Below are 13,258 nucleotides of genomic sequence, written 5' to 3'. Positions count from 1 at the left end.
AATGTCTCCAAACGAGTACTATAAATATATTAAAACCAACGAGTTACCATCAGCATTTAAGCTGTTATAAAATCCAGACAAAAAATTTTTCGGATGTCCTTGACAAGGGGCTCACTTTAACTAAAGTTTGCGGTTAAGGCCCTTACTTTTCAGGTTGTTAACCGTATATTATGATGTTGTATATAACGAATCACTTAACCAGCTAAAGCCACATAAACAAAAAAGGGAGAACTCTCTTTTCCTGAAATCTGATTTCAGGAAAGGAGTTTCTCTCTTTTATTTATAACGGTAACTATCCCTGCAATCACCAAAAGCAGGCCGCTGATCTTCCATGTCGTTTCGATCGACCAGATCTCCGCAATCTTTCCCATGACCAGCATGGAAACATAATTAAAAATACTCACAATCATTGAGTGAAAGGACAGAACTGTGGCCCTGTTTTCATGGCTGATCCCCGCATTTAATACGGTCTCCTTGAGCGGATATATGATCCCCAGGAAAAACTCAAACAGAAGGATTCCAAGCATCAGACTCCAGAATGTATGCAGATATGCCAGCGCAAACACACTGATTCCGCATACTGCACTGATCACTGCAAGTGCTGAAAACGATCTCTCTTTTCTTCGTTCCAGCACTGCATTGCCGGCCAGCATCGCAGCCCGCATCAATACCCACGCCAGCCCGATCACCGTATAATTAACGCGTTCAAAACTGTGCAGCACCGGCGACCAGAATACAAATACCGGTGAAAACGCAAAGGTCAGAATACTGTTAAACAAAATCACATTCCAGACATTTTTGTCTTTCATACAGTACTGCACGCTCTCTTTTATGACTTTTTTTACACCAGACGCTGCTTCTGAAATCTGCCTTTGTGTTCTCGTCTTTCTGACCGTCTCCACCTTCGGCATCACTACAAGACTGATCCCTATGTAAATCACCGCTGCCACAAAAGCAAGCAGGAAAATTCCTTCGAGATAAAAATCCGCAACCAGACCTCCTAACAGGCCGGACAGGATCATCATGACAGAAACCCCTTTGTTTTTCAAAATAAAGACCGTTCTGCTTTCTTCTGTCGACGTATTGTCGATAACCCATGCATCCAGTGTCCCGGACTCAAAAGCACAGGCAATTCCAAGAGAAATCTGTGCTGCCAGAAATACCGGCATTGTATCACAGAAGAAAAACAACACATTGGTCACAGCCATCAGAATTCCGCTGAGTACAGTCGTCCCGACATATCCAATTGAATCCGCCAGCGCGCCAGTCGGGATCTCCATAAAAAACGAAACAATCAGGGACATGGCGATGACAAGATTTGCCTCCATCGTATTCAGTCCCTTGCTGTACAGAAACAGAACAAATGTCGCCCCTGTAATTCCCGCATAAAACTCAAACAGACAATTCAATAACAGAAAAGTTCTTCTGACTTTCTTCCTTCTTATGCTTTCCGAAGCGTCAATCATGCTTCCTTTTCTCATACTCTTCATCCCATTTCCATTTTAGAAATATATTGTTTCGATTATATCACCGACACAAAAGATGCTATTCTTTTCTCAAGGAAATTACCAGCGCCACTCCAAGAATCACCGCGCCTCCGATCAGTTCCCGGATCCCCGGCACTTCTCCGAGAAAGAGAAGTGCATACACGATTCCGTAAACTGTTTCCATACCGGAGATAATACCAGCCGTCTGAGCTTTTACTTTCCGCTGTGCAGCCACATACAGGGAATGGGCGAATGCGGTACAGATAAAACCGATTGCGGCAATACAAAAAATATTCTGTGTTGTCCAGCTTGTTTTGACAAAAAATATTGCCGGAAGCAGGACAACCGCTGCCGTTCCCTGTTCGTACAGGCAGACTGTTCTTGCCGCATAACTGCGGGATAGATACCGGTTTGCCAGAGACAGAACCGCATACGACAGACTGGACACCATTCCCCAAAGGATCCCGATGGTAATCTGATTCTCCAGTGAAAATTCCGGTATCGTAATAAAGACGCCAAGAAGCAGGACCGCCGCGCTCAACACACTTGTCACCTTCAATTTTTCCCGGAACAAAAGTGGTTCCAGAAATGTCAAAAACAGCGGGAACGTAGAAAAGGTAATGGTCCCGATCGCCACAGAGGAACTTTGAATCGCCTGGAAAAAGGTCGTCCAGTGGACTGCCAGAATGATTCCTGCAAACACCGCGATTCCGTAGTCTTTCCTCGATTTAAGTTTCAGGGAGGCTCGGCCTGCTATAGAAAGCAGGAAAAGCAAAAGGGAGGAACAGATGACCCGCCCTCCTGCTACAATCACTGCCGGAGCTGTCACAAACTGTCCAAGGACAGCAGACAGCCCAAACAGCATGACTGCAATATGTAATGATATCAGACTTTTTCTATATTCTTCTGACTGAACTGACTGCTCTTCGTCGTGCATGCCGATCGTTTCTCCTTTGTCTATCCGTATTGCCGTCTTCTTTCTCTTTTCTTTTGATTACGGCTTTCCACACCTGCGGCTATCCAGAAAATCAGTGTACCGATCCATCCGCATATAACCCAGGCTCCATAAATTTCCACCTCCTGATTATAACATGCCCGGAGCGTCTGGTACAGTTCCAGATCGGTCCATCTATCATCCGCAAAGAATCCCCGGATTCCATCCACATAAAACCGGATATCCAGGATCTGTTCCGGCGGCAGAAATTCTCTCGGTATCTCAAGTTTTCCTGTCAGAAAATAAATCACCACAAGCCATGCTCCAATCATCAGTACGCCTTCGACTCCCTGTCTCCACTGCTTCTCCTGCAGTGCCCCGAGTTTTCGGATACCGACAAACAGAAGGATCACGCTCATCGGAAGCAATGCAATCAGCCATGACAGATACACTGCCTGCGAAGCCATTGTTCTGTGTGAGGACAGATTCAGACTCTCTCCTTCGATCTGTCTGCCAAAAACATTCCATGTAAAGTCAGACACCTGATTGACATGGAGCGGCTTCTCATTCGTCTTTCTGACAGTATAAATCGAAATCTCTCCCGAACCCTTCTCTATGTGTTTTATTTCGTATCCGGCAGTTTCTGCCTTCATAATCTCCCCGGCCTCCAAAGGCTCCGCAAGTTTCAGCAGGATTCCTTCCGGAAGCTTTTCGATCTGCTTTTCCATACCCCGTCCAATCAACATATGAAAAGCCAACAATCCTGCAAGCAGAATCAATGCTGTAAGAAACAGAACAATTCCTCTACTACTCTTTTTTCTCTCCTTTTCCATCATTCTTCCCCCGCAATCACCACTGCGTCACCGTCTTCCAGCGGCCACGCGGAATAATCCACAATTTTTCTCAGTTTTCCCTGATCATTCCTCGCCGACTGAGAAAGGATATACGCCTTATTTCCCTCTTCCCACATTACAGCAGCATTCTCGTCCTTTACAACATACAGTTCCTTTCCAAACAGCCCTTCCCGCTCTTCCACATAGTAAAGAGCTGTCCCGAACTCATCTTCTTTAAAACAGGACACCGGAAGGGTAAACATGTCTATCAGTTCTTCCTCGGTACATTGGATCGGACTGACTGTTTCCACTTCGATCCGCATCATCTTCTCCACCCTAAGAGACAGTACTGTGCAGATCAGAAGCAGAAGAAACACCGTACATCCGGCAATCCAAACTTTCTTTTTCCTCATACTCATCAACTCCATAGAATATCTCTTAAACCATCTGTCAACTCTTTATGATAATACAGGAAGAAGAATGTAACCGGGATCAGACACAGCAGTCCGCATACCGACTGTACTGCCATGCTGTTTTCCATCACGCTTGCGAGAAATACCGAAAGCGGATAATCCAGTTCTCCTTCCAGGAAAATGATCGGCTGTTCCACCATGTTCCAGCTCTCCACAAAGGTGAGCACAAACAAGGTCACCACAGCAGGCTTTGAGGCCGGCACTACAATATAGCGGACAATCTGAAGCTGATTTGCACGGTCCAGCCTCGCCGCCTCCAGCCATTCATCCGGAATCGATTGAAAGATAAATGTCAGCCACACTGTTCCGAACGGCGAAAAGATTCCCGGAATAATCAGAGACTTCCAGCTGTTCAAAAAGCCCAGTTTCTCCATCAGAATATAATTTGGAAGCAGGGTCACCTGTACCGGAAGAATCATAAAAAGCGCCATGACAAACAGCCAGAACTTCTTCCCGATAAACCGGTATTTTGCAAACGCCGTACCTGCCATGCACGCAAGCACCGTCTGTCCTCCCGCAATCAAAAGGCACATGCCAAGACTTCTCCAGAATTTGATCAGATATCCCGGACTTTCCAGCAGTACCTCATAATATCCCATCAGGGAAATTCCCGCATTTCTTCCTTCCCAGACCGAGCAGACCAGCATATAGATCACCGGATAGAGAAAGACCAGAGAGAGAATTCCCAGAAAAAGAATCCGTTTTTGTTTCTTTTTAGCCATACTTCTTCCCCCTCCTCATAATCAGATACAGCACATACACAACTCCGGCAGCCAGAAGCAGCGCCGCGACAATACTGACTGCAGCCGTGGAGATCTTCTGGTAATTCAGGTTCTGAAAATTGTTATTCATAAAATGCTGTAACAAATAAATACTGTCATTCGGATAATTGCCTCCAAGGAGGAATGCTTCCCTGTAGCACTTGAACGCGTTCATCACGGAAAGAACAATTGTAAACAAAAAGGTCGGGATCAGCATCGGCCAGGTGATGTGCCGGAAGGACTGAAACTTTCCGGCTCCAAACAACATTGCATACTCATAATACTCTTTTGGAATCATCTGAAGCCTTGCGAAATAAATGAGCACATAGTAGCCGGTAAACCGCCAGCAGTACAAAATGCAGAGCACCCAGAACGCCGCCGAAGAGTTCAGCCAGTCTTTTGCCTCTCCTCCAAGCAGTTCCATCACCTTATTCCAGATGCCGGACTCGCCCCAGAGAAACTGTACCCCAAGTACCACCGATGCAATCGGCAGAATCATCGGGTAAAGGAAGGAAAGCTGGAAAAACCGCACTCCTCTTACCGTATTCTGAAGCAGTATCGAAAGCACTATGGCCCCAAAAAGTGTCACCGGAACAGTCACAATCATATAACGAAGTGTATTTTTTACCGCCAGCAGAAACATCTCATTTTCAAACAAATCCTGAAAATTGGCCATTCCGACAAATTCCCTTTTTCCGATCCCGAAAGAAACCGAATACCATCCCGTAATCAGAAACGGGATGAAATAAAATACAAGGAAGCCTGCCAGCGCCGGAAACGCAAGCAGAAGACCGCTGTTTCTCTTTCTCATCACTTCTCCCTCCTCTCTTCTTTCAGCTCCTGTTCACTTACTCCTCCACCAGCATTTTGTAAATATCAATAGCGGTGTCGGCAATCTTGGAAAACTCCGTTTCTATATCACAATTTAGATTCGTAACCCTGGAATTCCCCGACATAACATCGAAATTCAGTGCTCTTTCTCCTTCTGTCAGGAAATAAGCACCGTCGATCTCACGAAAGCTCTCCTGCATTTCCTGAATCATTTCTTCCGACGGGAATTCTCCCCATTGCTCAAAAGCGGTCTTCTGAACCGGCATATAATTACCGTCCAGATATCCATATAAACTCGGCAATCCCATGCTGGAATCATCTGCATGTTTTTTTCTGTACTGTTCCGTCCGGTCATTTAAGAACAACATGAGAAAATCATAAGCTTCTTTCTTTCGATCGCTGGACATAGATACTGCTCCATAAGACATGATCGATGCCATTTTCCTTCCTTCGATATCAGGAACAACCTGCAGATCTATTTGAGATTCATAAAGTGTGAGCAGGGTTTTGTTCAACGGTCTAAAGTATAGTTCATTTTCTTTTCCGCTTATTTCTTCATATGCTTCTTTCCTAAATTGGAAATACTTCTCTGAAAATTCAACCCACTTATCTTTATCAAGCAGTACTTCTTTCCTCTCATAATCCGCCGCCGGCTGCATCCACCGCGCACTATGGGTGGAGCCGAATGTACAAAGTGCCTGTTTCAAACGGATGTCATCAGAAGCACGGATCTGTTCCAGCCATTCTTCCAAAGTATCTCCCGTCATCTCTTCTATGTCCTCTGATCTTGGCAGTACATAGTAACATACTGACATTGGAATAATATACTGACGTCCGTCATACTGTCCTGCTTTCAGAAATGTTTTATTATAATTGCCGTCCTCCCAGTAGGAATCTTTTTCCATGAATGTATCCAGAGACGCTAATGCTCCGCTCTGCATCGTTTTGTACGGGTTATCTATCAGAAATCCACCTTCTATTTCCGCATTCTCCGGAATACATTCCAGTAAAAAAAGATCCGGTCCCTTTCCCGCCATAATCTCCGTCCGTAGTTTTTGAATCTCGTTTTCCCGTGTTTCTTTTTCATCCGGAAGTCTTTGGATTCTCACCTCTATCTCGCTATTCGTTCCTTCTGTAAAACCTGCTGCAGCCTCTGCTTTCTTATACAATCTTCCATCTGCCACGACCCGCAGGATTTTCTCTTCTTCGCTTTTTTCTTCCGTTCCGCAGCCCCAAAGTCCTGCCGTCAGGGTACATATACATAAAACTGCTATTCCTTTCCGGATCACATCTTGTTTTTTCATAATCCTTCCCCGCCTCTCTGCGCTTCCGGCTTTATTCTGACACCATCATCTTATAAGTGTTCCATACGCTGTCGACAAGCTTGTCAATTTCTGCACTCCAGTCATAACCCGGGCGTGAACAATTCCCGGCTATCTGATCCAATCCTTCAAACAGTTCCCTTTCTGCTCCGGTCAGAAAATAGGCTCCGTCAAGTTCACGGAAAGATTGCTGCATTTCTTGTAGAACTTCCTCAGATGGATAATTCATCCATACTTCAAATGCGTTCTCCTGTACCGGGGTAAAACTCTTATCAAGATACCCATAAAAAGCTGGTAATTTCATGGAATCTTCCGAATGTTCTTTTTGATACTTTTGAGTCCTGTCATTTAAAAACAGCATCAGGAAATCGTAAGCCTCCTGTTTCAGATCACTGGACATTCCGACAGCTCCATAAGACATGATCGATGCCATTTTCCTTCCTTCGATATCAGGAACCACTTGTAGCCCTAATGGGGATTGCTCGTTATAGTACAACACTTCCATTGAATCTTTAAATACGAATCGGCTGTCTATGTCTGAGTTTATGACTTCATCCTGCACGTCAATATCAAACTGAATGCAGTCCTGAGCCAGTTCTTTCCATCTTTCTTTATCAAATTTTACTTCTGCTTTTTCATAATCTGCTGCTGGCTGTATCCACCTCGCTGTTTGCAATGTCAATCCATAAAAAGCCTGTTTCAAGCGAAAATCGTCAGAGGAAACAGCCTGCTGCATCCATTCCTGCAATGTGTCTCCTTTCATTTTTTCCATATCATCCGGTCTTGGCAGTACATAATACATCACAGACATCGGAATGATATACTGGCGTCCATCATACTGTCCCGCTTTCAAAATTGCTTCATGATAGGTATTGTCCTCCCAATAAGAATCCTTCTCCATGAATTCATCCAAAGACGCTAATGCCCCACTCTGCATTGTTTGATATGGGTTTTCTAACAGTGGCATAACAGCTTCTGCTGCATTTTCCCGAACGCTCTCCAGTAAATAGACATCCGGTCCTTTCCCTGCCATAATCTTTGTCCTCAGTTTCTGAATTTCTATCTCCCGTTTCTCCTTGTCATCCGGGAGCCTTTGGATTCTCACCTCTATTTCGCCATCCACACCTTCCAAAAATCTAGCAGCGAATTCTACATCTGTATACAGTGTTCCATCCGTCACGACCCGCAGGATTTTCTCTTCTTCACTTTTCTCTTCAGTCCCGCAGCTGCAAAGTCCTGCTGCCAGAGCGCATACACATAACACTGACATTCCTTTCCGAATCATATTTTGTTTTCTCATAATCCTTTCCCCTCCTCTCTGCGCTTTCAACTTTATTCCGACACCATCATCTTATAAGTATTCCATGCGCTGTCAGCAGCCTTTGGAAGAGCCTGAGTCCAGTCGTAGTCCGAATAGATGGCTTCAGAGCAAATGTCGCTTGCTTCTGTAAAAAGGGTTCTTTCTGCACTGGTCAGGAAATATGTACCGTCTAGTTCACGGAAAGTATTTATGGTTTCCTGAAGCACTTCATCATCAGGATATCCCATCCAGACTTCAAAAGCACTTTCCTGTACCGGAACATTTCCTATATGGCTTAGATATCCATAAAACTCTGGAAGCCTTATATCCGGATGTTCTTTATTATATTGTTTTGTTTGATCATTCAAAAACAGCATCAGATAATCGTACGCTTCCTGCTTCAGATCACTGGACATTCCTACTGCTGCGTAAGACATAATCGATGCCATCTTCCTGCCATCAATATCCGGAACAATCTGCAAGTCTACTTTCTCATTCTTATCAGCAGCTCTCCCATTTTCAAAAAAATAGTGTTCTTCCACCAAAGCAAGCTCTTCTTGGGCTGCTTTCCCAAACCGAATGAACTTGTCAGCAAATTCGCACCATTTTTTCTGATCGAAAAGGACTTCTCCGGATTCATAATCTGCTGCAGGCTGTATCCACCGTGCTCCCTGACTCATTAATGTGATAAAATATTTTTTTAACCTTACATCCTCCGAATTTGCTACCTGCTCTACCCATTCTCCCAAGGTATCTCCGGTCATTTCTTCCATATCCTCTGTTCTTGGCAGTACATAATACATCACAGACATCGGAATGATGTACTGCCGCCCATCATACTGTCCCTCTTTCAAAATTGCTTCATGATAGGTATTGTCCTCCCAATAAGAATCCTTCTCCATGAACTCATCCAAAGATGCCAAGGCCCCGCTCTGCATCGTCTGATATGGATTTTCCAACAGTGGAAGAAACTCTTCTCCATTTTCCTGGTTTCCATCCAGCAAATACACATCCGGTCCCTTTCCCGCCATAATCTCTGTCCTCAGTTTCTGAATCTCATTCTCCCGCTCCTCTTTCTTTTCTGGAAGTTGCTGAATTTCCACCTCTATCTCGCTATTCGTTCCTTCTGTAAAACCTGCTGCAGCCTCTGCTTTCTTATACAATCTTCCATCTGCCACGACCCGCAGGATTTTCTCTTCTTCACTTTTCTCTTCCGTTCCACAGCTGCAAAGTCCTGCTGCCAGAGCGCATACACATAACACTGACATTCCCTTCCGAATCATACTTTGCTTTCTCATACTTTTTCCCCCTCCTCCCGTTCAATTATCCGGCTATTATTGTCTAAATTATATCATTGTCAAAAATACTTGTCTATCATTATAGATTTAAATTCATTTTTTTGTGATAATATTTAATCATCAACATTATTTGTCAATATTTTCATTTGGAATATTCTGTAATCTTCCCTTAATGTTTATTCTGATTATTTTCTTTTATATAAAATATTCCAAAATTTTACCCCCACCCCAATTAAATTGACACACATTTTATTTGTTGATATAATAAGGGAAATACAATTTATGTGAGGGCAAAGGTATGATATCTGTAAAACAAGTTAGTAAATCTTTTCATGGTAATTGTGTTCTGGATCACATCAGCTTTGAAATCCCGGATCAGACAGCCACGGCGCTGATCGGACCAAATGGAATCGGAAAAACAACGCTTTTGAATATTCTGTGCGGATCTCTGGTACCGGATTCTGGAGAAGTCACCTCCGAAACTCCTGATTTTCAAAGAGAAATTTTTACCGTTCTGTCGGGTTCCCATCAGCTGTATGCGAAAAATACAGTGAAAGAAAACATCGAATTCCTTGCGGTGCTGCGGGGCCTTTCCAACTCGGATATCCGGCAGAACCTGGACCGGTACCTGCCTTCTTTCCCGCTGTATGACTCCGTAAAAAACAAACTGTTTGAGGAGCTCTCTACCGGTCAGAAACAGCTGATGATTCTGCTTGCGGCTCTGGTGACGAATTCCCGGTATCTGATTTTAGACGAACCGACCGAAGGACTGGATCTGGATCACAAACGGGCACTGCTTCACGCTGTTTCTTCCATCCGAAATGCGAAGACCATTTTGATCACGTCCCATGATTCGGACTTTATTACGTCGGCCGCCGAACGGTTTCTGTTTCTGAAAGACGGGCAGATCTCAGTCGAAAAAGAACATCTTGATACAGAGGAATTTCTGGAAATTTATGAAGCATTATATTTGCAGGGGGAATCGTTATGAGAATAATCTGGTATGAATGTAAAATGGATGTGTTAAGGACGTTCCGCTATAAGATGGGACTGGTTTCTGACCTGGTGATTTATACATTACTTCTCTGTTTTTTCTTTTGGTCTAATACAGGGCAGTCCTTTCAAGAACTGTATGGCGTAGAAAATTATCAGGCACTGCTTCTTCTGGGCTACGTGGCATGGACCTTTTCTGTCACAGCAATTTCCACTATTGCTTCCCAGCTTCTGGCAGAGCTTCAGCGCGGCACCCTCTTTTTCAAGCTTCACTCCCGTCTTCCGCTTCAGATTCTCTATCTGGGAGACCTGCTTTCCTCGGTGCTCGTCCAGACTATTGTTGTGATCATTTATTCTGTTGTAACATATTTCTTTTTCGGGGTACGGTATACAGTAACACTTCCGATCGTAGCCGCATTCTTAATTTCCATCCTCGGCATGTACGGAATCGGGCTGATGATCGCAGGGCTTTCTCTGTATTACAAACGGATCGGCGCTATTGTGCTTCTGGTACAGTTATTTCTTCTTTTTGTTACGGATACCATTCCGACGTCACCCGTCATCACAGAAGTTTCCAGCGTGCTTCCGCTTACGATGTGTAATACCGTGATCCGGAACAGCTTTGTTCACAAAGATCTGGGAATGACGTTCCTTTTGCTATGCGCCGTCAGCCTTCTCTGGTTTGTGGCGGGATATGTAGTCTTTGACTGTTTTATGAAGCAGGCCAAGAAAAAAGGTAATCTTCTTTTATACTGATATACTGTTTTTGCAGCCCTTTCTTTCTCCGGGAGAGAACTGGTTTCCTATTCGACAAAAGGAACCATTTCTCTCCCTTTTCATACCCTGATAGTGAAGGATTTATTTCCTCTAAAATAAAAAACAGGAGGCACTTTCATGGGCATTACAAACTCTAACAAAGAGGTCAATGTCTCACAGATCACCTGCGGCGGAACCTTCCAGGTAACACTTGGTCTTTCGGCAGCTCCGGATATTTTGGAAAATCCGGTGGATATTGTTCTTGTTCTCGACCGCTCCGGCAGTATGGCCGGAAGCCCGCTCGAAAATCTGAAGCTTGGGGCGGACACCTTTATTGACATTATCAATGAAACTACCGACAGTACTCAGGATGGACAGATCGGCTCGGGAAGCCATATCGGTATCGTCAGCTTTTCCAGCAACGCATCAGCAGACACACAGCTGATTACTTCGGTTACTGACTTAAAGGCGGCGGTAGCTGCGCTTTCTGCAGGTGGATCCACCAACCATGCAGACGCATTTTCCACTGCTGCATCCCTTTTTGACCCTTCTTCTTCCAACGAAAAGGTCATTGTCATGTTTACAGACGGGAAAACGACTTCCGGAATTCCTCCTGCACCGGTCGCGGAGACGATCCGTGATTCGGGGATCATTATTTACTGTATCGGTCTGATTGGAGACACAGGAATTGATGTGGATGTACTCAATGACTGGGCAACAGATCCGGATGCATCTCATGTTGCTGTCACCCCGGATGATTCTGAACTGGAGGACTTGTTTGCGGATCTGGCGGCCAACATTTCCAAACCGGGAGCAACAAATATTGTCATTAATGAAACTCTCAATCCGGATTTCACTATTGTAAGCATTGGCATGCCATCTTCCGGTACTGCTGCTGCCATTGACTCTCAGTCTCTGCAATGGAAAATTCCATCACTCGGAGTCTCTGGAAACGAGGGTGCGTCTTTGGAATTCTATGTGCAGCACACCGGCCAGACTTCCGGAAATCTTCCTGTCAACCAGTCCATTTTCTACTCGGATACGGAAGGTAATACCGTATCCTTCCCTGAACCTTCCGTTCAGGTTGAATGCGGCGTTTCGGTAGACCCGGAGCCTTGTCCGGTCCCGGTCGATTTTACAATCGGAAAATGCCAGGACTCTCTGGTCGTTGATCTGGGAGATGCGTATCTGGAATCTTCCGGCCGGATCGTACAGCTCAATGTCAAACTGAAAAATGTCTGCCCTCACAAACGGGTTGCTCTCGGAATTATTCTGACCGAAACCGATAACTACGGAAGCGAATATCAGCGCGGCATGAAGGCCATCACCGTACCGGCCCATAATCAGAAGAACTGTCAGGATGTAGAAGTAAAATGCATCAAGTTTGTTCTTCCGGAAGACCTGAATGTATCCGGCTGTCCGTGCCAGTCGCTGTGCTGTGAACGGCATCTGAAAGTGCGGATTATCGCGCATTATATCGATACCGACTTCCGCTGCTGCGATTCTACAGTAACCTTCTAACGTATAACAGGGAGAGCATTTCGTCTCTCCCCCTTTTTCTTTCTATATCTAACAAATCTTATTGCCATTTGCCACAAGCTTGAACTTGCATCCCAGAACCTCGGCGGCTCTCCGGCACATGATCATCCGTTCCAGAAAAATTTCAAAATAATCCATCACCGTACACATCTCGTCATCCAGCTCCAGATTCATCTGAATCACTCTCTTCTCTTTTTTGACTTCCAGACTGGAGGCCAGCACCGCATAGTTAACCCGGTCGTGGATATCAAAATTGGCAATGGTCGGATTCTGCACCCGGTTTCTTCGCACATCGGTTTTATCCGCCAGAATCAGCGCCGCAGAGACGATGTCCACGGCAGTGCCCGTGGATTCATCATGGTTTCCAATCGCGGTCGTCACAGTCATCACATCCCGGAGAGGCATCCCCATTCCCTTTAAAATTCCGTAAGCCAACAATGCTCCGGTATGGGCGTGGTCGTGCCGGTTGATGCTGTTGCCGATATCATGCATGTACCCTGCAATTTTGCTGAGCCGGATTTCTTTTGGCCCATACCCAAGATCTTTGAGAATCTTTCCGGCGGTTTCTGCCACCTTGGCAGCATGTTTTCGGGAATGTTCCGTAAATCCGAGAACGTCCAGCACCTCATTTCCTTTCTCTATCAAAAGATTTATCTCTTCATTTTCCTTTACCTTTCTGTAAGTAATGATGTCTTGTTTCTTTTCTGCCATATATTCTGTCGTATCTCCTC

At 44.9% G+C, this 13,258-nt stretch carries 13 protein-coding genes; 3 read left to right on the top strand and 10 right to left on the bottom strand.

Annotation, left to right across the window (positions count from 1 at the left end):
• Positions 1-254: 254 nt before the first annotated feature.
• The 9 genes from B5G11_RS12195 to B5G11_RS12155 form a co-directional block, all read right to left on the bottom strand.
• Positions 255-1,481 (bottom strand): MFS transporter, encoded by a 1,227-nt coding sequence (locus tag B5G11_RS12195; protein WP_158099279.1) that lies wholly within the window; start codon positions 1,479-1,481, stop codon positions 255-257.
• A 64-nt stretch (positions 1,482-1,545) separates the two neighbouring features.
• Positions 1,546-2,424: a DMT family transporter gene (locus B5G11_RS12190; protein WP_087254104.1), complete on the bottom strand. Its 879-nt coding sequence runs from the start codon at positions 2,422-2,424 to the stop codon at positions 1,546-1,548.
• Positions 2,425-2,444: 20 nt separating this feature from the next.
• A complete protein-coding gene (locus B5G11_RS12185) occupies positions 2,445-3,254 on the bottom strand; it encodes a hypothetical protein (RefSeq protein ID WP_087254101.1) in 810 nt (269 codons plus the stop codon).
• Positions 3,254-3,667, bottom strand: coding sequence for a hypothetical protein (locus tag B5G11_RS12180; RefSeq protein WP_144289696.1), 414 nt, complete (start codon positions 3,665-3,667; stop codon positions 3,254-3,256). Before B5G11_RS12180 ends, B5G11_RS12185 begins: the two co-directional genes overlap by 1 nt.
• Before the next feature lie 5 nt (positions 3,668-3,672).
• Positions 3,673-4,449, bottom strand: coding sequence for a carbohydrate ABC transporter permease (locus tag B5G11_RS12175; RefSeq protein ID WP_087169443.1), 777 nt, complete (start codon positions 4,447-4,449; stop codon positions 3,673-3,675).
• Positions 4,442-5,299: a sugar ABC transporter permease gene (locus B5G11_RS12170; RefSeq protein WP_087254094.1), complete on the bottom strand. Its 858-nt coding sequence runs from the start codon at positions 5,297-5,299 to the stop codon at positions 4,442-4,444. Before B5G11_RS12170 ends, B5G11_RS12175 begins: the two co-directional genes overlap by 8 nt.
• A 37-nt stretch (positions 5,300-5,336) precedes the next feature.
• The gene (locus B5G11_RS12165) at positions 5,337-6,623 is read right to left on the bottom strand and encodes an extracellular solute-binding protein (protein WP_087254091.1); all 1,287 of its coding nucleotides are present in this window, start codon (positions 6,621-6,623) and stop codon (positions 5,337-5,339) included.
• Between the two features lie 31 nt (positions 6,624-6,654).
• Positions 6,655-7,941, bottom strand: coding sequence for an extracellular solute-binding protein (locus tag B5G11_RS12160; protein WP_087254089.1), 1,287 nt, complete (start codon positions 7,939-7,941; stop codon positions 6,655-6,657).
• A 32-nt stretch (positions 7,942-7,973) separates the two neighbouring features.
• Positions 7,974-9,239 (bottom strand): extracellular solute-binding protein, encoded by a 1,266-nt coding sequence (locus B5G11_RS12155; RefSeq protein WP_087254086.1) that lies wholly within the window; start codon positions 9,237-9,239, stop codon positions 7,974-7,976.
• A 298-nt stretch (positions 9,240-9,537) separates the two neighbouring features.
• Here B5G11_RS12155 and B5G11_RS12150 point away from each other — a divergent pair, with 298 nt between their 5' ends.
• The 3 genes from B5G11_RS12150 to B5G11_RS12140 all read left to right on the top strand — a co-directional run bounded on the left by B5G11_RS12150 (position 9,538) and on the right by B5G11_RS12140 (position 12,509).
• Positions 9,538-10,230 (top strand): ABC transporter ATP-binding protein, encoded by a 693-nt coding sequence (locus B5G11_RS12150; protein ID WP_087254082.1) that lies wholly within the window; start codon positions 9,538-9,540, stop codon positions 10,228-10,230.
• Complete coding sequence (locus tag B5G11_RS12145; protein WP_087169450.1) at positions 10,227-10,988, top strand: ABC transporter permease; 762 nt, start codon at positions 10,227-10,229, stop codon at positions 10,986-10,988. Before B5G11_RS12150 ends, B5G11_RS12145 begins: the two co-directional genes overlap by 4 nt.
• A gap of 138 nt (positions 10,989-11,126) precedes the next feature.
• Positions 11,127-12,509, top strand: coding sequence for a VWA domain-containing protein (locus tag B5G11_RS12140; protein ID WP_087169451.1), 1,383 nt, complete (start codon positions 11,127-11,129; stop codon positions 12,507-12,509).
• A 48-nt stretch (positions 12,510-12,557) separates the two neighbouring features.
• Here B5G11_RS12140 and B5G11_RS12135 read toward each other — a convergent pair whose 3' ends face one another.
• Positions 12,558-13,238: an HD domain-containing protein gene (locus B5G11_RS12135; protein WP_087254079.1), complete on the bottom strand. Its 681-nt coding sequence runs from the start codon at positions 13,236-13,238 to the stop codon at positions 12,558-12,560.
• Positions 13,239-13,258 lie beyond the last annotated feature (20 nt).

This window comes from Drancourtella sp. An57, from assembly GCF_002161525.1.
GTDB lineage: Bacteria > Bacillota > Clostridia > Lachnospirales > Lachnospiraceae > Sellimonas > Sellimonas catena.
This window is presented reverse-complemented; position numbering and strand designations above follow the sequence as displayed.